General features: G+C 61.5%; 20 protein-coding genes. 5 read left to right on the top strand and 15 right to left on the bottom strand.

The annotated features are described in order from the left end of the window. Nucleotides 1–562: 562 nt before the first annotated feature. The 3 genes from IF189_RS16190 to IF189_RS16180 form a co-directional block, all read right to left on the bottom strand. The gene (locus tag IF189_RS16190; RefSeq protein WP_085711347.1) at nt 563–1741 is read right to left on the bottom strand and encodes a cystathionine gamma-synthase; all 1179 of its coding nucleotides are present in this window, start codon (nt 1739–1741) and stop codon (nt 563–565) included. Next, nucleotides 1738–3114 carry a pyridoxal-phosphate dependent enzyme gene (locus IF189_RS16185; RefSeq protein ID WP_085711346.1) on the bottom strand — a complete coding sequence of 459 codons (1377 nt, stop codon included), beginning with the start codon at nt 3112–3114 and terminating at the stop codon, nt 1738–1740. Before IF189_RS16185 ends, IF189_RS16190 begins: the two co-directional genes overlap by 4 nt. Before the next feature lie 259 nt (nt 3115–3373). Continuing rightward, entirely contained in the window at nt 3374–4309 is a 936-nt protein-coding gene (locus tag IF189_RS16180; RefSeq protein WP_114883616.1) for a Ppx/GppA family phosphatase, read from the bottom strand. A gap of 296 nt (nt 4310–4605) precedes the next feature. Between IF189_RS16180 and IF189_RS16175 the strand changes: the two genes are divergently transcribed. Both IF189_RS16175 and map read left to right on the top strand, forming a co-directional pair. After that, nucleotides 4606–4866 (top strand): ParD-like family protein, encoded by a 261-nt coding sequence (locus tag IF189_RS16175; RefSeq protein ID WP_085711344.1) that lies wholly within the window; start codon nt 4606–4608, stop codon nt 4864–4866. Further along, nucleotides 4863–5654 (top strand): type I methionyl aminopeptidase, encoded by a 792-nt coding sequence (map, locus tag IF189_RS16170; RefSeq protein ID WP_192551899.1) that lies wholly within the window; start codon nt 4863–4865, stop codon nt 5652–5654. Before IF189_RS16175 ends, map begins: the two co-directional genes overlap by 4 nt. A gap of 61 nt (nt 5655–5715) precedes the next feature. On the opposite strand, the gene IF189_RS16165 is transcribed toward map, so the two are convergent. From IF189_RS16165 to ribBA, 5 genes are all read right to left on the bottom strand, one after another. Further along, the gene (locus IF189_RS16165) at nt 5716–6870 is read right to left on the bottom strand and encodes an ABC transporter ATP-binding protein (RefSeq protein ID WP_192551898.1); all 1155 of its coding nucleotides are present in this window, start codon (nt 6868–6870) and stop codon (nt 5716–5718) included. A gap of 16 nt (nt 6871–6886) precedes the next feature. Beyond that, nucleotides 6887–7696, bottom strand: a complete 810-nt coding sequence (locus IF189_RS16160; protein ID WP_085711341.1) for an ABC transporter permease — start codon at nt 7694–7696, stop codon at nt 6887–6889. A 6-nt stretch (nt 7697–7702) separates the two neighbouring features. Further along, on the bottom strand, nt 7703–8650 hold the full coding sequence (locus tag IF189_RS16155; protein WP_178083431.1) for an ABC transporter permease: 948 nt from the start codon (nt 8648–8650) through the stop codon (nt 7703–7705). Continuing rightward, the gene (locus IF189_RS16150; protein ID WP_119426278.1) at nt 8647–9672 is read right to left on the bottom strand and encodes an ABC transporter substrate-binding protein; all 1026 of its coding nucleotides are present in this window, start codon (nt 9670–9672) and stop codon (nt 8647–8649) included. The genes IF189_RS16155 and IF189_RS16150 overlap by 4 nt, the downstream gene beginning before the upstream one ends. Before the next feature lie 166 nt (nt 9673–9838). Continuing rightward, complete coding sequence (ribBA, locus tag IF189_RS16145) at nt 9839–10948, bottom strand: bifunctional 3,4-dihydroxy-2-butanone-4-phosphate synthase/GTP cyclohydrolase II (protein WP_085711338.1); 1110 nt, start codon at nt 10946–10948, stop codon at nt 9839–9841. Nucleotides 10949–11013: 65 nt separating this feature from the next. Between ribBA and IF189_RS16140 the strand changes: the two genes are divergently transcribed. Beyond that, complete coding sequence (locus IF189_RS16140) at nt 11014–11307, top strand: DUF1330 domain-containing protein (RefSeq protein ID WP_192551897.1); 294 nt, start codon at nt 11014–11016, stop codon at nt 11305–11307. A 139-nt stretch (nt 11308–11446) separates the two neighbouring features. Continuing rightward, a complete protein-coding gene (locus IF189_RS16135) occupies nt 11447–11929 on the top strand; it encodes a hypothetical protein (RefSeq protein ID WP_225739905.1) in 483 nt (160 codons plus the stop codon). 57 nt (nt 11930–11986) lie between these two features. On the opposite strand, the gene IF189_RS16130 is transcribed toward IF189_RS16135, so the two are convergent. The 7 genes from IF189_RS16130 to IF189_RS16100 are packed head-to-tail and all read right to left on the bottom strand — an operon-like array spanning nt 11987 to nt 17195. After that, nucleotides 11987–12550 carry an NUDIX hydrolase gene (locus IF189_RS16130; RefSeq protein ID WP_192551896.1) on the bottom strand — a complete coding sequence of 188 codons (564 nt, stop codon included), beginning with the start codon at nt 12548–12550 and terminating at the stop codon, nt 11987–11989. A 1-nt stretch (nt 12551) separates the two neighbouring features. Then, nucleotides 12552–13304 (bottom strand): GntR family transcriptional regulator, encoded by a 753-nt coding sequence (locus IF189_RS16125; RefSeq protein ID WP_134826442.1) that lies wholly within the window; start codon nt 13302–13304, stop codon nt 12552–12554. Between the two features lie 58 nt (nt 13305–13362). Then, the gene (locus IF189_RS16120) at nt 13363–13752 is read right to left on the bottom strand and encodes a carboxymuconolactone decarboxylase family protein (protein ID WP_007957404.1); all 390 of its coding nucleotides are present in this window, start codon (nt 13750–13752) and stop codon (nt 13363–13365) included. Nucleotides 13753–13763: 11 nt separating this feature from the next. Then, nucleotides 13764–14249: a flavin reductase family protein gene (locus IF189_RS16115; protein WP_085711335.1), complete on the bottom strand. Its 486-nt coding sequence runs from the start codon at nt 14247–14249 to the stop codon at nt 13764–13766. Nucleotides 14250–14261: 12 nt separating this feature from the next. After that, nucleotides 14262–15743 (bottom strand): aldehyde dehydrogenase, encoded by a 1482-nt coding sequence (locus tag IF189_RS16110; protein ID WP_192551895.1) that lies wholly within the window; start codon nt 15741–15743, stop codon nt 14262–14264. Continuing rightward, nucleotides 15740–16573, bottom strand: a complete 834-nt coding sequence (locus tag IF189_RS16105; RefSeq protein ID WP_134826444.1) for an alpha/beta fold hydrolase — start codon at nt 16571–16573, stop codon at nt 15740–15742. Before IF189_RS16105 ends, IF189_RS16110 begins: the two co-directional genes overlap by 4 nt. 31 nt (nt 16574–16604) lie before the next feature. Next, nucleotides 16605–17195, bottom strand: a complete 591-nt coding sequence (locus IF189_RS16100) for an amino acid synthesis family protein (protein ID WP_007957412.1) — start codon at nt 17193–17195, stop codon at nt 16605–16607. Between the two features lie 325 nt (nt 17196–17520). Here IF189_RS16100 and IF189_RS16095 point away from each other — a divergent pair, with 325 nt between their 5' ends. After that, a complete protein-coding gene (locus IF189_RS16095; protein WP_134826445.1) occupies nt 17521–18549 on the top strand; it encodes a WD40/YVTN/BNR-like repeat-containing protein in 1029 nt (342 codons plus the stop codon). Nucleotides 18550–18577: the final 28 nt, after the last annotated feature.

Genomic DNA, 18577 nt, shown 5'->3' with positions numbered 1-18577 from the left:
GACCAAAGCTTGTGTTTCATGATTTTCTCCACGACCCATCAGCCACCCAGCATCCGAGCATTCCCCGTCGGTGGACGGTGTGGCTCGTTGGCCCCGGGGTTAACCAGATTGGCGATTGGCACGGGCACGCCGCAAGGCGCACGGGTGTCGACGTTTTGCATGAAACCTGAACAGCGAACTGAAAAAGTATAGTTCGTCCCGATCGGGTGGCAGGTCCGGGAGCACGAAGGCGATAGTCGGTTAACTTCCTTGCAGGCAAGCGCTAGAAGAAAATCAATCTAAAAGCCGCGTAGCGCAAAGCAGCGTGTTTGCTAGGCTCAAGATGTAGGCGAAGACGCAGACTGATGCGCAAGCGGATAGCGAGGAAGCGTTGGGCGCGTTCCGAAGGGTACACGGTTAGAAAGAACCCCGCGCTGGGTTCCAGCCCTTATGCCGTGTGAAGCAGCAGAGCACATTGCCTGTACTGTGGGAGTCCTGAGAAACCTCGTAAGCCAGAGACCAGCACTGGCCGCCTACTCGAACACCAAAGCCCGCTTCGTGCGGGCTTTGACGTTTCTGCGGGTTAGATACTGGCCAGTGCCTGCGCCAGATCCGCACGCAGATCTTCGATATCCTCGACGCCCACCGACAGACGCACCAGACTGTCACCGATGCCGAGCTTGGCACGGGTTTCGGCCGGGATGGTGGCGTGAGTCATGATCGCCGGGTGCTCGATCAGGCTTTCCACACCACCGAGGCTTTCGGCCAGGGCGAAGATCTGCACGTTCTCCAGAAAGCGCCGGGCGCCTGCCAGATCACTGTTCAGATCCAGGGAAATCATCCCGCCAAAACCGCGCATCTGACGCTTGGCCAGTTCATGCTGCGGATGGGACTCCAGACCCGGGTAGTAGACGCGTTTGACCTGCGGTTGTTGCTCCAGCCAGCGCGCCAGTTCCAGTGCGTTGCTGCAATGACGCTCCATGCGTAGCGCCAGTGTCTTCACGCCGCGCAAGGTGAGGAAGGCGTCGAACGGGCCGGAAATCGCACCGACGGCGTTCTGCAGGAAGCCCAGGCGCTCGGCCAGTGCAGGGTTGTCACCGACGACCGCGATCCCGCCGATCACGTCGGAGTGACCGTTCAGGTACTTGGTGGTCGAGTGCAGCACGATGTCGAAACCCAGCTCCAGCGGACGCTGAATCCACGGGCTGGCGAAAGTGTTATCGGCCACGCAGATAATCCCGCGGGCCTTGCAGATGCGCGCAATGGCGGCGAGGTCGGACAGGCTCAGCAGCGGGTTGGTCGGGGTTTCCACCATGACCATGCGCGTGTCGTCCTGCAGCGAAGCCTCGAACGCCGACAGGTCGGCCAGATCGACGTAGCTGAAACGATGCCCGGCACTGCGCTGGCGCACCTTGTCGAACAAGCGGAAAGTCCCGCCGTACAGGTCATTGCCCGAGACGATATGCGAGCCGGCATCGATCAGTTCGAGCACCGTGGAAATCGTCGCCAGCCCGGAAGCGAAGGCAAACGCCTGGGTGCCGCCCTCCAGATCCGCCACGCAGCGCTCCAGGGCAAAACGCGTCGGGTTGTGCGAGCGGCCGTAGTCGAAACCCTTGTGCACGCCGGGGCTGTCTTGCAGGTACGTGGAGTTGGCGTAGATCGGCGGCATCAGCGCGCCGGTGGTCGGGTCCGGCGTCTGCCCGGCGTGGATCACGCGGGTGGCGAAACCCTGCGGGCGGGCGTTCTTGTCGTGCTGACTCATGCAAGGGATCTCCGTAGTTGGTTGAGCATGTCGACGCGGGTGATCAGGCCGTGGAAGCCCGAAGCGTCGGCAATGATCGCCACCAGGCCGCTGCTGAGCACGGCTTCCAGTTCAGCCAGGGTTGCGGCGGGGGCGAGGGTTTGCAGTTTGTCCGTCATCGCGCTGGCGACGGGTTTGCTGAAGAGCGTGGCATCTTCGTGTACGCGCACCAGAATGTCCGATTCGTCGATCACACCGACCAGTTGTTTGCCTTCCACCAGTACCGGCAGTTGCGAAACATCCGCCAGGCGCATGCGCTGGAACGCGGTCATCAGGGTGTCGTCCGGGCCGACGCTGACCACTTTGCCGTCTTCGAAGCGACGGGCAATCAGGTCACGCAGATCGCCGTAGCGCTTGCGCTGCAACAGGCCCTGATCGGTCATCCACTGGTCGTTGTAGACCTTCGACAGATAGCGGGTGCCGGTGTCGCAGACGAAGCTGACCACACGTTTCGGCACAGTCTGCTCACGGCAGTAACGCAGCGCGGCGGCGAGCAGGGTGCCGGTGGATGAACCGCCGAGAATGCCTTCCGAGCGCAGCAACTGGCGGGCGTGATCGAAGCTTTCTTCGTCGCTGATCGAGTACGCGCTGCGCACGCTCGACAGGTCGGTGATCGACGGAATGAAGTCTTCGCCGATGCCTTCCACCGCCCACGAACCGGCAGTGCCGAGGTGCTTGCTGCGGCTGTATTCAGCCATGACCGAACCGACCGGGTCGGCCAGGACCATCTCGAGGTCCGGTTGTACGCGTTTGAAAAAACGGGTCAGGCCGGTCAGCGTACCGGCGGAGCCGACGCCGACCACGATGGCATCCAGATCATGCTCGGTCTGCGCCCAGATTTCTGGCGCGGTGCTGCATTCGTGGGCCAGCGGGTTGGCGGGGTTGTTGAACTGGTCGGCGAAGAACGCGCCGGGAATGTCTTTCGCCAGACGGGCGGCGACGTCCTGATAGTACTCGGGGTGACCCTTGCCGACATCGGAGCGGGTGATGTGAACTTCGGCGCCCATGGCCTTGAGGTGCAGGACTTTTTCCGTGGACATCTTGTCCGGTACCACCAGCACGACGCGGTAACCCTTGGCGCGACCCACCAGTGCCAGGCCCAGGCCGGTGTTGCCGGCAGTCGCTTCAACGATGGTGCCGCCGGGTTGCAGGCGACCGTCGCGCTCGGCGGCGTCAATCATCGCCAGGCCGATACGATCCTTGATCGAGCCGCCGGGGTTTTGGGATTCGAGCTTGAGAAACAGGGTGCACAGGCCGGTATCGAAGCGGGTGACTTGTACCAGCGGAGTATTGCCGATCAGCCCAAGTACGGCAGGGCGTGATTCCTTTGACATTTCTTCACCTCTTTGTGGTGTTGATCGCGTTCCATTCGCGGGGGAAAAGCTCGCGTGCAACATAGGCGCAGACATCAACTGTCGCAACCATTAGTCAGCGTGCAATTCAGCCATTTCGATCTAACCATAGAACGAAATCAGAGAAGGGAAGTAAGCGATTTACCGAGGTTTACACAGAGGCGTCATCGAGTATTCAAAGGGCGTCTTCAGCGTCATGAACGGCTTGATCTGACGGTGAATATCCGGCAGCGAAAACCGATCAGTGGTTGCTCATCAGACCGTGCAGAACTCCCAGCCGCAAACCGGGTTCCGATGGTTCCATTTGCGCGATGCCGAACACCTTGAAGGCGGCGAGCATGACGACAAGACCGCCGGGCAGGATGCTCTGGCGATGGGATTGCAGGCCGGCGAGTTTCAATTGCCGCACATTGCTGACTTCCAGCAGGCGAAGCGACAGCCGCAGCAGGCCGCCGTAGGTGATGCCGCCCTGACCGAAGTCGTTCAGGCGATTGGCTTTGAGCACTTTGGCCAACATCCGTGCCGTGCCTGAGGAGCCGATAGTCTGCTGCCAGCCCTGGGCGCGATAGCGGCGGGCGACCTTTTCGAATTGCAGGATGGCCACCCGTTCGGCCTCTTGCAGGGCGCCCGGGGAAATGTCGCCATTGCGAAAGTAGCGTGCGCTCAGGGTGCCGCTGCCGATGGCGATACTTTCGGTCAGCAACGGTTGCGAACCCTGGCCGAGGATCAGTTCGGTGGAGCCGCCGCCAATGTCGACCACCAGACGCATGTCATCGGCAACCGGCAAGGTGTGGGCCACACCGGCGTAGACCAGACGCGCTTCTTCGTGCCCGGAAATCACATCGATGCGAAAGCCAAGATGCCGCTCCGCACTGCCGAGAAACAACTGCGCATTGTCGGCCTCGCGCACGGCGCTGGTGGCCACCGCCCGCACACGACCCGGCTCGAAACCGCGCAGCTTTTTGCCGAACCGCGCCAGGGCCTGCCAGCCGCGATCCAGTGCCATCTCGTCGAGCGCCCGGCCATCGAATCCTTCCGCCAGCCGCACCGGTTCACGCAAGGTTTTCACTTCCTGAATCATGAAGCCCTTTCTGCTGCGGACCGACTGACCGATCATCATGCGAAACGCATTCGAACCGAGATCGATGGCAGCAAACAGCGAGGCGTCTTCTTTCATGGGAATCCTTGCAAAAACCACCGCCCCAGGCCCGGGCGGTTTGCGAGGATTCTGCAATGGCTTCGATGACAACCTGATGACGCGGGGAGGGCGGTTCAATGAATTTAGTGTTGTCATGACACTGTCATTATCGGGTGCCCATACTTGCCCTCAATACATCGCGTGCTTTTCATGATTTTGGCTGCCAACTTTGGCAGCTTTTTTTTGCCTGCGATTTGACTCGTCAGCGAAATTTGCAATTCGAAGGAATGCCCGATTAATATACGTTCCATATATATTCCATATCGGATTTTGCCATGGGCATCGTAAAGATTTCAGAGGACATGCACGAAAACCTGCGCATCTCCAGCAATGCACTCAGCCGCTCGATCAACGCGCAGGCCGAGCACTGGATGCGCATCGGCATGCTCGCCGAGCTGTATCCCGACCTCGATCACCACGCCATCTGCCGCTTGCTGATTCGCGCCGAGCAAGCGGGTGGTCTGGATCTGCAACAAATCTGTGCCCTGGCCGACGCCGCGCAGAACATCCCGGTTCAAGAGGCAGCCAAGGCATGAGAAACCCGATCAAGATCAACACCCGGGCCGAGATCGCCCAATCCCGTGTGGCTGCGCAATTGGCCGCCGAGGTGCTGGCGATGCTGGTGCCCCACGTCAAGGCCGGGGTCACCACCGATCAGCTCGATCAGTTGTGCAACGACTACATCGTCAATGTGCAGAAAGCCATTCCGGCCAACGTCGGTTATCACGGCTTCCCGAAAACCGTCTGCGCGTCGGTCAACGACGTAGTCTGTCACGGCATCCCGTCGGGCACGCCGTTGAAGGATGGCGACATCCTCAACCTCGACATCGCCGTGATCAAGGACGGCTGGTTCGGTGACACCAGCCGCATGTACGTGGTCGGCGAGGCCTCGCCCGAGGCGCAGCATCTGATCAAGACCACCTACGAGGCCATGTGTGCCGGCATCCGCGTGGTGCGTCCGGGCGCCACCCTGGGTGACATCGGTCATGCGATCCAGAGCCTGGCGGAGCGCGAAGGTTTCAGTGTGGTGCGCGAGTACTGCGGGCACGGGATCGGCAAGGTCTATCACGATGAGCCGCAAGTGCTGCATTACGGATATCCGAATCAGGGCCTGAAGCTGAAGGCGGGGATGATCTTCACCATCGAACCGATGCTCAACGCCGGCAAGCGCCATGTGAAGAACATGCCGGATGGCTGGACCGTGCTGACCAAGGATGGCTCGCTGTCGGCGCAGTGGGAGCACATGGTGGCGGTGACGGAGGACGGGTTTGAGGTGTTGACGGCCTGGCCTGATCAGATCGAAGGTTTGACGGCCATCGCTTAAAAAAAGGCCACCGCAACCCGACGTTGCGGTGGCCGCAAGTAACACGCGAAATGTCCGCAGGTCAGTGAGCACCCGCGGCTTTGTTCAAGTCGCTTTCGGCCCACTCGGTGTAGACACAAGCATCGGCAGTCGCCCAGCGTACCCGTACCGGATCCCCAGCCTTCAACGGCATCCCCGCCGCCGACAATGCCTTCACCGTCATCGAAGTCCCGCCGGACGTGACCACACTGCAAGTCTGGCTCTCGCCCAGAAACAGCACCTCGACCACCTTCGCCGAAACCTCGTTCCAACCGGCCGCCAACGGCTCGCTGGCCGCTTGCTGCACACTCAACGCCAAAGCCTTTTCCGGACGCACCATCAGCAAAACATCCTGCCCGGTCTGCAATCCGGCAGTCAGGCGAATCGACAGCGATTGCCCTTCAAAACTCGCCGCGCCGTTGCCCTGTGCCTTGAACTTGAGGAAGTTCGAGTTGCCGAGGAACGACGCCACAAACGCATTCGGCGGATTCTGGTACAGGTCATAACCGCTGCCGAGCCCGACAATCTTGCCGTGACTGAAAATCGCGATGCGCTGGGACAGGCGCATGGCTTCTTCCTGATCGTGGGTCACGTAGACGATGGTGATGCCAAGGCGCCGGTGCAGTTGGCGCAATTCATCCTGGAGGTCTTCGCGCAGTTTTTTGTCGAGTGCGCCGAGGGGTTCGTCCATCAGCAGAATGCGCGGCTCGTAAACCAGCGCACGGGCGATGGCGACCCGTTGCTGCTGGCCGCCGGACAGTTGCGAAGGACGGCGATGGGCGAACTGCTCCAGTTGCACCAGTTTCAGCATCGCATCGACACGTTTGTCACGCTCGGCCGCCGCGAGTTTGCGAATCGCCAGCGGGAACGCGATGTTGTCGCGCACCGACAGATGCGGGAACAGCGAGTAACGCTGGAACACCATGCCGATGTCGCGTTTGTGCGGCGGCACGTTGACCAGCGACTGACCGTTGACCAGGATCTCGCCGCTGCTCGGGGTTTCGAACCCGGCGAGCATCGACAGCGTAGTGCTTTTGCCCGAGCCGCTGGAGCCGAGGAAGGTCAGGAATTCGCCGTCCCTGATGTCCAGCGAGATGTTGTCCACGGCCGCGAAATCGCCGTAGTGCTTGTTCAGGTTACGCAGGCTGACCAGGGGTTTGTCGTTCTGCTGGGATGCGTCTTTGATCACGGCACTCATGTCGTACTCCTGGCGCTCAGGCGCTGATTTCGTTGCGCCGGCGCAGAGCGGCGGCGATCACCATGACCAACACCGACAGACCGATCAGCAGCGTCGAAGCGACGGCGATCACGGGCGTCAGGTCCTGGCGCAGGGTGGTCCACATTTTCACGGGAAGGGTTTGCAGGGTCGGGCTGGCCATCATCACGCTGAGCACCACTTCGTCCCACGAAACCAGAAAGGCGAAGAGGGCGCCGGCCACCATGCCCGGACGAATCGCCGGAAAGGTCACCTTGAACACCGCTTGCAGGCGTGACGCACCGCAGATCACCGCCGCGTCTTCAATCGACTGATCGAACAGCTTCAGCGAGTTGATGATCGAGATGATGGTGAACGGCAGCGCGACGATCACATGGCTGACGACGAAGGCGAACATCGTCCCGGTGTAGCCGAGCTTGAGGAACAGCGCGTACACCGCCACGGCGATGATCACCAGCGGCACGATCATCGGCAGGGTGAACAGGCCGTAGAGCATTTCCCGGCCGGGAAAGCGCCCGCGCACCAGTGCAAAGGCAGTCGGCAAACCGAGGGCCACGGCGCAGATCGTGGTCAGCACCGCAACCTTGAGGCTGGCGGCCGCTGCGTTCATCCAGTCGGCGTTGGAGAAGAACTGGCCGTACCATTTCAGCGTCCAGCCCGGAGGCGGGAACACCAGCCATTGGGACGAGCCGAACGACAGCAGCACGATGAACACGATCGGCAGCAGCAGAAACAGCGCGATCAGCCCGGTGGTGGCGTACAGGCCGAAGCGCATCCGGCGGCTCATGGCATTGGGAGTCAGGAGCATGTCGGCTTACCTCGCGTTACTGGCGCCAACCGGGGATTCCGGCTGAAGCTTCAGGTAGAAGTAGAACAGCACCAGGGTGATGAGGATCAGCAACGCGGCGCCGGCGCTGGCCAGACCCCAGTTGAGGAACGATTGCACCTGCTGAATGATGAACTCCGGCAGCATCATGTTCTGCGCCCCGCCCAGCAGCGCCGGGGTGACGTAGTAACCGAGCGACATCACGAACACCATCAACCCGCCGGACGCCAGACCCGGCCGGCACAGCGGCAGGAACACCCGGAAGAAGTTGGTCCACGGGCTGGCGCCGCAGATCGAGCCGGCCTGCAGGATCATCGGGTCGATGGCCTGCATGGTCGCCTGCAACGGCAGCACGATGAACGGGATCATGATGTAGCTCATGCCGATCACCACGCCGGTCAGGTTGTGCACCATTTCCAGCGGCTGATCGATGATGCCCATGGCCATCAAGGCTTTATTGATGACGCCCGAAGCCTGCAACAGCACCAGCCACGAATAAGTGCGGGCGAGGAGGCTGGTCCACATCGACAGCAGCACGATGTTGAGGATCCAGCGGCCCCAGCCCCGTGGCACCAGAGTAATTGCCCAGGCCAGCGGAAAGCCCAGCAGCAGGCTGAACACCGTCACCAGTCCCGCCACCGAAAAGGTGTTGAACAGCACCCGGGCGTACGCCGAGTTGGCGAACAGTTGTTCGTAGTTGCCAAGGCCCGGCACCGGTTCCAGCACGCCGCGCAACAGCAGGCCAATCAACGGCGCGAGAAAGAACAGGCCGAGGAACAGCAGCGCCGGCGCGAGGTTGCCGGCGCCGCGCCAGCGTTGCTTGAGGGACGGGGCTGGCGCCATGGCACTGGCCTTTTTTCCGGCGGCCGACCCGGCAGCGCTGGCGGCGCTCCCGGTGGCAGTGGAGGGACGGGACGCGGTGGCCGCCATTTTCATTTGACCAGCCATTCGTTCCACCGTGTCGCGATGGCCTGGCCGTTCTTGGCCCAGTACGCGAAATCAAGAGTGATCTGATCCTTAGCGTAGGCAGTCGGCAGGTTCGGGGCCAGCGTCGAGTCCAGACGCTGCACACTGTCGACGTTGACCGGGGCGTAGGCGGTCAGGTTGGAGAAGTCGGCCTGACCCTTCGCGCTGCTGGCGCTGGCCAGGAACTTCATCGCCGCGTCCTTGTTTTTCGAGCCCTTAGGCACCACCAGGATGTCGGCCATTACGAGGTTCTGTTTCCAGCTCACGCCGACCGGTGCGCCGTCTTCCTGCAGGGCATGAATCCGGCCGTTCCAGAACTGGCCCATGCTCGCTTCACCGGAAGCCAGCAGTTGCTGCGACTGCGCGCCGCCGCCCCACCAGACGATGTCTTTTTTGATGGTGTCGAGTTTCTTGAAGGCGCGATCCAGGTCCAGCGGGTAGAGCTTGTCGGCCGGTACGCCGTCGGCGAGCAGAGCCAATTCGAGCACGCCGGGGCTCGGCCATTTGTACAGGGCGCGTTTGCCGGGGTAAGTCTTGGTGTCGAACAGCGCGCTCCAGTCCTGCGGCTTGCTGGCGCCGAGTTTGCCCTCGTTGTAGCCGAGGACAAAGGAGAAGAAGAACGAACCGACGCCGTAGTCGCTGACGAAACGCGGGTCGATCTTGTCGCGCTGGATCTGTTTGAAATCGAGGGGTTCGAGCAGGCCTTCGGAGGCGGCGCGCAGGGCGAAGTCGGCTTCGACGTCGACCACGTCCCATTGCACGTTGCCGCTTTCGACCATGGCCTTGAGTTTGCCGTAGTCGGTCGGGCCGTCCTGCACGACGGTGATGCCGCTGGCCTTGCTGAACGGATCGGCCCAGGCCTGTTTCTGCGCATCCTGGGTGCTACCGCCCCAGCTGACAAAGTTCACACTCTCGGCGGCCATCGCGGCCTGACCGGTCACGCTCAGCAGTCCCGCAAGAAAGATCGCGGTTGCAGCTTTGTTCAACACCATTTTTACGCCCTCATTGTTGTGTTTTTGAGCGGGCTTGCGTTGTTGCCCGCCTGTCGGGAGCAGTAGCTGGACGGTTTTTCAAGTCGTCCGGTCTATGGAATATCATATTATGGTATTCCAAACTTTGTGCAAGCACTTTGCCTTACCGGCTATCTGGCAAACAGGGTTATTCGGTGAACGGAATGCTCTCGACCACCTCAAGATCGTAGCCGGTCAACCCGGCATATTTCAGCGGCGGGCCCAGGTGGCGCAGCTTGCCGACGCCCAGGTTCTGCAGAATCTGCGCCCCGGTGCCGACCTCCGAATAGATCCGCGATTGCGATCGGCTGAACTGCCGTGGCGGCTGAGTCAGTTGCGGCACCCGCTCGAGCAACGCCTGCGACGATTCATGATTGGCCAGCACCACGACCACGCCATGGCCCTCGGCCGCGACCCGTTGCAGCGCCGCCCACAACGTCCAGTTCGTCGGCCCGCTGTATTCGGCGCCGACCAGATCCCGCAACGGATCGATCACATGCACGCGCACCAGCGTCGGTTCCTCACGGCGTAATTCACCCATGACCATCGCCATGTGCACGCCACCCTCGATGCGGTCTTCGAAGGTGATCAAACGGAAGGTGCCATGCACCGTCGGCAACTCCCGTTCGCCGATGCGCTCGATGGTGTGTTCGGTGCTCAGGCGATAGTGGATCAGGTCGGCGATGGTGCCGATCTTGATTCCGTGCTTGCGGGCAAAGACTTCCAGATCCGGACGACGGGCCATGGTGCCGTCGTCGTTCATCACCTCGACGATCACCGAGGCCGGCGTGAAACCCGCCAGCCGCGCCAGATCACAACCAGCCTCGGTGTGACCGGCCCGGGTCAGCACGCCACCTTCCTTGGCGCGCAGCGGAAAGATATGGCCAGGCTGCACCAGGTCTTCAGCGCGTGCGTTCGGCGCCACCGCAGCGGCCACCGTGCAAGCGCGGTCGGCAGCAGAAATGCCCGTAGTCACGCCGACTGCCGCTTCGATGGAAACCGTGAACGCGGTACTGAACACGCTGCCATTGCTCGGCACCATCTGCTCCAGCCCCAGGCGCTGGCAATGATCGTCAGTCAGGGTCAGGCAGATCAGCCCCCGGGCCTCACGGGCCATGAAACTGATCGCCTCGGGCGTGCAACGATCAGCGGCCAGCAGCAGGTCGCCTTCGTTTTCCCGGTCTTCGTCATCGACCAGCAACACCATTTTGCCGAGGCGATAATCTTCGATGATTTCTTCGATGCTGTTGAAGGCCATGCTGGACTCTCGATTTGAGTGAAATTCGTGGTATACCATAATACAAATTCAACCAAGAGGTCACTATGAAGGCGTACTGGATTGCTCACGTGGACATCACCGATCCCGATCACTACAGCCAATACACCCAGCGCGCGCCGAAAGCGTTCGCCGAGTTCGGTGCGAAGTTTTTAGCCAGAGGCGGGCGCAGCGAAGCGATGGAAGGGCGGACGACGCCACAGCGCAGCGTGGTGATCGAGTTCGACAGCTACGAGCAGGCAGTGGCGTGCTACCACTCGGCGGCGTATCAGGAGGCGAGAAGCTACCGCGAGGAGTGGGCGAGGGCGGAGATCATTATTGTGGAAGGGATGGCGCCGTAACGTCTTGCCTGCAAACCCGCAGGAACTACAGAATCGAACGCGGCCGCGGTCTTTTGATATTTTCTCTGGATCAGGAGATCGACCGTCGGAAGGAATTTAATGCCTGCGGTTTTGCACGAAGTGCTCTAAGGGAATATTGATGCGCATGACAAAAGGAATGTTTGCAGGTAGGCGAGTAGGCCTCTGGCTGGTGGCTGCTCTATTTGTAAATGCAGTCTTTCTGGCTTTGCTGATTTTCGGGAACAGTGCGAAGGGACGCGATCTGGAGATGATTAAAACCAAAGAGCCACTGCTGATCGAAGGGCAAGGCGGCGATGACAATTACTATGTCCTGCCGATGGGAACAACGCTATATCACGATAAAAGCTTTCCTGAAGGGCACGATCGTTATGTGGTGTATCTGAATCACAAAGGTGCCATTGCCCACGAAGAGGTCCCAATGAAGCCTGAGTATGGCGGTTCCTTTATCGATCCTCTTTGGCTGGCCAATATTGATGCCGATACCTTGAAAGACATTTTCAAGCGTTTCCCGCTCTCCAAAAAAGATATCTCCGCTGCTCTCAAAGCCAATGAAATCACCAAGGATGATTTGGCGGATATCATTCGTGCGATGCCGGATTGAGTGAACAGCTGTCGAGGACCCGGGCCCAGCTCTGCATCTCTGGCAAGTGACGTTTAATCAACGCATGAAATGAATCTTGCCGCTGTCGTCATTGCCCATGTACATGCCATACACCCCGGCCTGGCGTTCCTCGATGTAGCGTTCGAGGATCTGCCGGATCGCCGGGTAGTAGATCTGCTCCCACGGGATGTCTTCGGGGGCGAAGAATTTGCAGTCCCGGGTTTCCGGGCCGTACTGGCCGGTGATCTCCACCGCGAGGGCGCGGAAGATGATGTAGACCTCGCTGATCTTCGGCACGCTGAAGATCGAATACGGCGAGACGATCTCCGCGCGTACGCCGCTTTCTTCCCAGACTTCGCGCAGGGCGGCCTGTTCGGTGGTTTCGCCGCTTTCCATGAAACCGGCGGGCAGGGTCCAGGTGCCCGGGCGCGGGGGGATCGCCCGTTGGCACAAGAGGTATTTGCCGTCCTGCTCGATGATGCAGCCGGCGATGATCTTCGGGTTTACATAGTGGATGTAGCCGCAGCCGCGGCACATCAGGCGCTCGTGCGTATCGCCCGGCGGCACTTGCTGACCGAGGTCGGCGCCACCGCATTTCGGGCAAAAGCTCGGGCTGAACATGTCAGTGACCTATGCGTGGTTCTTTCAGCGCGATGGGCAGGGTGATCGCCGGTGTGGCACCGGTCTCTTCCTGTTTACGCTTGAGGTACTCGAGGGCCACGGCAGCCGCAGCGCGGACGTGATCGACGCAGGCCTGATGCGCCGCGAGTGCGTCGCCGCTCTTGATCGCCTCGACCATTTTTTCCATTTCCTGGTTGCTCGCGCCGCGACGGTTTTCCTGGGATACCGACGTCGCCCGCAGGTAGCTGATACGCGCCTGCAACTGACGCAACTGGGTGGCCGCGACATGGTTGCCCGAGCCTTCGAGTAGTACGTCGTAGAAACCCTGCACCGAGTCGATCACCTGTTGCAGCTCGCCGTCCTTGAGCGCCTTGCGGTTCTCGTCGAGGGCTTTTTCCAGCGCCTTGATGTCCTTGGCCTTGGCGCGCAGGGTGAACAGCTGGACGATCAGGCCTTCGAGCACGCAGCGTAGCTCATAGATGTCGACGGCATCGGCGAGGGTGATGATTGCCACGCGCGGGCCTTTGGCGTCGGCGAACTCCACCAGTCCTTCGGATTCCAGGTGACGCAAGGCTTCGCGCACCGACGTACGGCTCACGCCCAGGCGATCGCACAGATCGCGCTCTACCAGGCGATCGCCCGGCAGCAGCTGGAAGTTCATGATGGCGCTTCGCAGTTTATCCAGCACGATTTCGCGCAGGGTGACGGGGTTGCGATTGACCTTGAAGCTGTCGTCGAGTGGCAGGCGTTTCATGGGGTCCGCTCTTTAAGTTGGCTGTCCATGCCAGACGGGCATTCAAACAGCCGAGGGGTTAACTGGAGGCCTCGGCGTCGGCTTCGGCGAAGGCTTCACGGGCAAGCCGGAAACTGTCCACGGCTGCCGGGACGCCGCAATAAATACCGACCTGAAGCAGAATTTCGCGTATTTGCTCACGACTCAGGCCGTTACGCAAGGCGCCGCGCACATGCAGCTTGAGTTCGTGCGGGCGGTTCAGCGCAGAGATCATCGCCAGGTTGATCATACTGCGCTCCTTGAGCGACAGACCCTCGCGCCCCCAGACATGGCCCCAGCAGTATTCGGTGACCATTTCCTGCAGCGGGCGGGTGAAGTCGTCGGCGTTCTCGATCGAGCGCTGCACATAGGCTTCGCCGAGCACCTGGGTGCGGATCTTCAGGCCTTGCTCATACTTTTCGTTGCTCATGTGTCCTCCGCTCAGCCCAGTGTCGGCAAGGCGCCGAGCTTGCCCTTGTGATAAATCATCGGCGTCACCGGCTGCGCCGGCAGGATCAGGTTCTTCACCGCACCGACGATGATCGCGTGATCGCCACCGTCGTATTCGCGCCACAATTCGCACTCGATGATCGCCGTGGCCTTGGCGAGGATCGGGTTACCCAGTTCGCTCAAGTGCCAGTCGATGCCGTTGGCCTTGTCCTTGCCTTTGCCGGCGAAGGCGTAGGCCTCGGCGGTCTGGTCGGCGGACAGCAAATGGATCGCGAAACGCTTGCTGTCGCGCAGCACCGGATAAGTGTCAGAGGCGTAGTTGGGGCAGAACAGCACCAGCGCCGGATCAATCGACAGCGCACTGAAGGCGCTGGCGGTGATCCCGACGATGCCGCCGTCCGGGTCGAGGGTGGTGACCACCGTGACCCCGGACGGAAACGAGCTCATGACGTCTTTGTAAATGCCGGGTTCGATCATGTCGCAGGACTCCTAGCGCATCACAAACGGATCAGGCATCGGTGCCTGAGAGAGGTTGATCCACACCGTTTTCAGTTCGGTGTAGGCCAGCACCGAATCGATGCCGCTTTCGCGTCCATAGCCACTGTTCTTGAAGCCGCCGATCGGTGCCATCGCCGACACCGCGCGGTAGGTATTGACCCAGATGATCCCCGAGCGCACGTCCCGGGCCAGGCGATGGGCACGGCCCAGGTCACGGGTCCAGATGCCGGCGGCAAGGCCGAACTGCGAGTCGTTGGCAATCGCCAGCGCTTCGGCTTCGTCCTTGAAGCGGATGACTGAGGCCACCGGACCGAACACTTCTTCCTGCATGATTTTCATCGAGTTACGGTCGCACTCGAACAGCGTCGGTTCATAGAACCAGCCGTCGCCCACACCGCTCGGCCGCTTGCCACCCAGACGCAGACGCGCGCCTTCGGCGATGGCATCGGCCACCAGACCTTCGACCACGGCCAGTTGCTGCGCGGTGGCCATCGGGCCCATTTCGCTGCTGTCGTCCTGCGGGTTGCCGATGCGGATGCGCTGGGCGCGTTCCACCAGTCGGCTGACGAACTCGTCGTAGATCTCGTCCTGCACCAGCAGTCGCGAACCGGATACACAGCTCTGACCCGATGCCGCGTAGATCCCGGCAATCGCACCGTTGATCGCGCTGTCGAGATCGGCGTCGGCGAAGATGATGTTCGGCGACTTGCCGCCCAGTTCCAGCGACAGCTTGGCGAAGTTCTCGGCGCTGCTGCGCACCACATGCCGGGCCGTGGCCGCGCCGCCGGTGAAGGCGATCTTGCGGATCAACGGATGGCGGGTGAGGGCGCCGCCGGTGCTCGGGCCGTAGCCGGTGACGACGTTGACCACCCCCGGCGGAATCCCGGCTTCGAGGGCCAGGCGCGCCAGCTCCAGAATGGTCGCCGAGGCGTGTTCCGATGGTTTGATCACGATGGTGTTACCGGCGGCCAGTGCTGGTGCCAGTTTGATCGCGGTCAGATAAAGCGGGCTGTTCCACGGAATGATCGCCGCAACCACACCCATGGCTTCGTGCACGGTGTAGGCAAACAGGTCGGGCTTGTCCAGCGGCAGGGTGCCGCCTTCGAGCTTGTCGGCGAGGCCGGCGGTGTAGTGGAAAAACTCCGGCAGATAACCGACCTGACCCCGGGTTTCGCGGATCAGTTTGCCGTTGTCGCGGCTTTCCAGCTGCGCCAGTTGTTCCTTGTTTTCGGCGATCAGGTCACCGAGGCGACGCAGCAGTTTGCCGCGCGCGGTGGCAGTCAGGCCGCGCCATGCCGGGCTGTCGAAGGCGGTTTGCGCGGCTTGCACGGCGCGTTCTACATCGGCCTCATCGGCGTCAGGCAGTTCGGCCCAAGGCTCGGCCAGTGCCGGGTTGAGGCTTTCGAAGGTCTTGCCGGAGAGGGCGTCGACCCATTCTCCGCCGATGCACATCTGGAAGCGTGCGAGTGTCATGCAACGATCCCCTTTATATGGTTTTGTCGGGCGTGTGCGGTTTCGAGAAATTCCAGCAGCGTCTGGTTCACCAGCCGAGGCGACTCTACCGGCATCATATGCCGTTGCTCGGGCAGCACGGCAACCTTCGCGCCGGGAATGCGCGCGGCCAGTTGCTCGGCCATTTCCGGGGTCGATCCGGGGTCCAGCTCGCCGGTGGCGATCAGCGTCGGCGCCTGGATGCTGCCCAGGTCGTCGGCGCGGTACATGTCCTGGGTGGCGAACAATTCGTAGGTGGTCAGGTAACCCTGCGGATCATTGCCGGCCAGGGTCTGGCGAATCGCGGCGATCTGCGCCGGGTTGGCCGCCTGGTATTCACGGCTGAACCAGCGCGACAGTGCCGCTTCGGCATTCGCGTCCGGCCCGTGCTCGGCGGCTTGGGCGGTGCGGGCGATGACCCCGGCGCGCTGCTCTTCGCTACGGTTGAACACGCTGTTGAGCACCACCAGGCTTTTCAGGCGTTCCGGGTAATGCAGGGCAAACGCCCGCGCCACCAGACCGCCCATGGAAAAACCGATCACCGACGCCAGCGGCAATTGCAGGTGGTCGAGCAGCTCCAGCAACTGATCGGCATAACCGAGCAGGGCGGTGCCGCTGGTCGGACGCGGGCTGGCGCCATGGCCGAGCATGTCGTAGGCGATCACCCGGTATTGCGTGGCCAGGCCAACGATCTGGCCGCCCCACATTTCTTTGTTCAGGCCCACGCCGTGGATCAACACCACGGGTTGGCCCTGGCCGGTCGCCAGATAACTGGTGCCGGCCGGGGTGAGTTCAGCGGTAGGCCGAATCATGGAGCGCTCCTGCAATGCCTTTTTATTGTGATTACTGGGCTTTTTCGGCGGCCAGTTCTTCCAGATCGATGTAGCGGTTGCCGATGCGCGGGTGCAGGCGACCACCGTCGGCGCAACCGAGCACCACGACGATTTCGTCGGCGCGCGGAGCGTCTTCGATCTGCATTTCCAGGGTGATGTAGTGCGAGCGCAGGCCTTCGTCGTCCTTGTGCATCATCGGGATCTGGATCGAAGTGCCCGGACCGCCGCGCTTGTTGGTGAAGCTCAGGTAGCTCTTGGCCTTGACCGCTTCGCGATAGTGGTTGCCGAAGCGCAGGGTGTGGATCACCGCCGAGGCGTGCTCTATTTCGCCATCGGCGCCGACCACCGCAGCCTTGCCGTAAGCCTCGATCTTCTCGGCGCCGCCGATGATGCCCACCAGACGCTCGACCATCATTGCGCCGAGGTCGGAGCAATTGGCGCGGATCTGCGGCTTGAGGTCTTCGACAAAGCCGTTGCCGACCCATGGGTTCTTCATCACGACGGCCAGGCCAACCATGGTCACCGGGGTGTCGGAAGCCTTGCCGCCTTCAATGAAGGTCTCTTCGACATAGCTGACGATCTTGCGAATTTCGAAACTCATGAGCTGCTCCGTAGGGGATAAAGAGTGTCTGTGCGTCTTATGGTATACCATAATACCGATCGTGCAAGTCCCCTACGCAAGATTCCCTTCCATCAGTCGGACGAATGCCCGCGCATTCAGCCGCCGCTGTAATCCCTTTCGGTTAACAAAAGATAACGTTGCGCCGATTGTCAGACGTTTCGAATGCCCGATAGGATGGGCCAGCTTCCGAAGTGGCTCTGGATTGCGGGTTTCAGGACTATGCTTCTGACCAGCCGTCGCCGGAGCACACTTGCGGCGCCCTTGAAGGCCGAACGGCCTAACAATAATAAATAGGGGAAGGTCTATGAGTCGTTGCCGCCCGCCGGCGTTACGCAACACCGCGTTGCTGGCCACAGCACTCTCTCTGCTGGGCTTTGCCACCTTGTCGGCGCCTGTCCTGGCTGCCGAAGCGCCCGCCGACGTGGTCTACGCCATCGAATCGGCCAAGGCCCCGAAAAGCCTGATGCTCGATGTCGTTCACGCCGGTTCACGGCTGGTGGCGGTCGGGGATCGCGGGCACATTCTCTACTCCGACGACCAGGGCAAGTCCTGGACCCAGGCCAAGGTGCCGAGCCGCCAGTTGCTGACGGCCGTGTATTTCGTCGACGACAAGCATGGCTGGGCCGTCGGCCATGACGCGCAGATCCTCGCCAGCGAAGACGGCGGCCAGACCTGGACCAAACAGTTCGAAGACCTCAAGCGCGAATCGCCGTTGCTCGATCTCTGGTTCAAGGACCTCAGCAACGGCCTGGCCGTAGGTGCCTACGGCGCCTTGCTGGAAACCACCGACGGTGGCAAAAACTGGCAAGACGTCAGTGACCGCCTCGACAACCAGGACCAGTTCCACCTCAATGCCATCGCCGCCGTCAAGGACGCCGGGCTGTTCATCGTGGGCGAGCAGGGCGCTATGTTCCGCTCCGCGGACTGGGGCCAGACCTGGGAAAAAATCGAAGGCCCGTATCAAGGCTCGCTGTTCGGTGTGATCGGCACCGCCCAGCCTTCCACGCTGCTGGCCTACGGACTGCGCGGCAACCTCTACCGCTCCACCGATTTCGGCAGCACCTGGCAGCAGGTTGAACTCAAGGCTGCACGCGGCGCGCTGGAATTCGGCCTGTCCGGCGCCACGCGGCTCGACGACGGCTCCATCATCATCGTCGGCAACGGCGGCACGGTGATCAGCAGCAGCGACAACGGTGAAACCTTCAGCGTGTTCAACCGCCCGGATCGCATCTCGCTGTCGTCGGTCACCGCCGCCGGCAACGGCAACCTGATCCTGAGCGGGCAGGGTGGCGTCCACACCACCACGCCCAACGGCACCGAGCTGGGCAAATGAGCCGAATCAATAATAAGAAGGCGGGGCT

The sequence above is a fragment of the Pseudomonas sp. IzPS59 genome (assembly GCF_014863505.1).
Classification (GTDB): Bacteria; Pseudomonadota; Gammaproteobacteria; order Pseudomonadales; family Pseudomonadaceae; genus Aquipseudomonas; species Aquipseudomonas kribbensis.
This window is presented reverse-complemented; position numbering and strand designations above follow the sequence as displayed.

Excerpts from the sequence above, each read along its gene's own strand:
- IF189_RS16165 (WP_192551898.1), bottom strand. The coding sequence starts at position 6,870 with ATGAGTGCCGTGATCAAAGACGCATCCCAGCAGAACGACAAACCCCTG.
- IF189_RS16115 (WP_085711335.1), bottom strand. The coding sequence starts at position 14,249 with ATGATCGAACCCGGCATTTACAAAGACGTCATGAGCTCGTTTCCGTCC.
- IF189_RS16185 (WP_085711346.1), bottom strand. The coding sequence starts at position 3,114 with ATGTCAAAGGAATCACGCCCTGCCGTACTTGGGCTGATCGGCAATACT.
- IF189_RS16180 (WP_114883616.1), bottom strand. The coding sequence starts at position 4,309 with ATGAAAGAAGACGCCTCGCTGTTTGCTGCCATCGATCTCGGTTCGAAT.
- IF189_RS16130 (WP_192551896.1), bottom strand. The coding sequence starts at position 12,550 with ATGTTCAGCCCGAGCTTTTGCCCGAAATGCGGTGGCGCCGACCTCGGT.
- IF189_RS16150 (WP_119426278.1), bottom strand. The coding sequence starts at position 9,672 with ATGGTGTTGAACAAAGCTGCAACCGCGATCTTTCTTGCGGGACTGCTG.
- IF189_RS16105 (WP_134826444.1), bottom strand. The coding sequence starts at position 16,573 with ATGATTCGGCCTACCGCTGAACTCACCCCGGCCGGCACCAGTTATCTG.
- IF189_RS16100 (WP_007957412.1), bottom strand. The coding sequence starts at position 17,195 with ATGAGTTTCGAAATTCGCAAGATCGTCAGCTATGTCGAAGAGACCTTC.
- IF189_RS16190 (WP_085711347.1), bottom strand. The coding sequence starts at position 1,741 with ATGAGTCAGCACGACAAGAACGCCCGCCCGCAGGGTTTCGCCACCCGC.
- IF189_RS16135 (WP_225739905.1), top strand. The coding sequence starts at position 11,447 with ATGCGCATGACAAAAGGAATGTTTGCAGGTAGGCGAGTAGGCCTCTGG.
- IF189_RS16140 (WP_192551897.1), top strand. The coding sequence starts at position 11,014 with ATGAAGGCGTACTGGATTGCTCACGTGGACATCACCGATCCCGATCAC.
- ribBA (WP_085711338.1), bottom strand. The coding sequence starts at position 10,948 with ATGGCCTTCAACAGCATCGAAGAAATCATCGAAGATTATCGCCTCGGC.
- IF189_RS16175 (WP_085711344.1), top strand. The coding sequence starts at position 4,606 with ATGGGCATCGTAAAGATTTCAGAGGACATGCACGAAAACCTGCGCATC.
- IF189_RS16110 (WP_192551895.1), bottom strand. The coding sequence starts at position 15,743 with ATGACACTCGCACGCTTCCAGATGTGCATCGGCGGAGAATGGGTCGAC.
- IF189_RS16155 (WP_178083431.1), bottom strand. The coding sequence starts at position 8,650 with ATGAAAATGGCGGCCACCGCGTCCCGTCCCTCCACTGCCACCGGGAGC.
- IF189_RS16125 (WP_134826442.1), bottom strand. The coding sequence starts at position 13,304 with ATGAAACGCCTGCCACTCGACGACAGCTTCAAGGTCAATCGCAACCCC.
- IF189_RS16095 (WP_134826445.1), top strand. The coding sequence starts at position 17,521 with ATGAGTCGTTGCCGCCCGCCGGCGTTACGCAACACCGCGTTGCTGGCC.
- map (WP_192551899.1), top strand. The coding sequence starts at position 4,863 with ATGAGAAACCCGATCAAGATCAACACCCGGGCCGAGATCGCCCAATCC.
- IF189_RS16160 (WP_085711341.1), bottom strand. The coding sequence starts at position 7,696 with ATGCTCCTGACTCCCAATGCCATGAGCCGCCGGATGCGCTTCGGCCTG.
- IF189_RS16120 (WP_007957404.1), bottom strand. The coding sequence starts at position 13,752 with ATGAGCAACGAAAAGTATGAGCAAGGCCTGAAGATCCGCACCCAGGTG.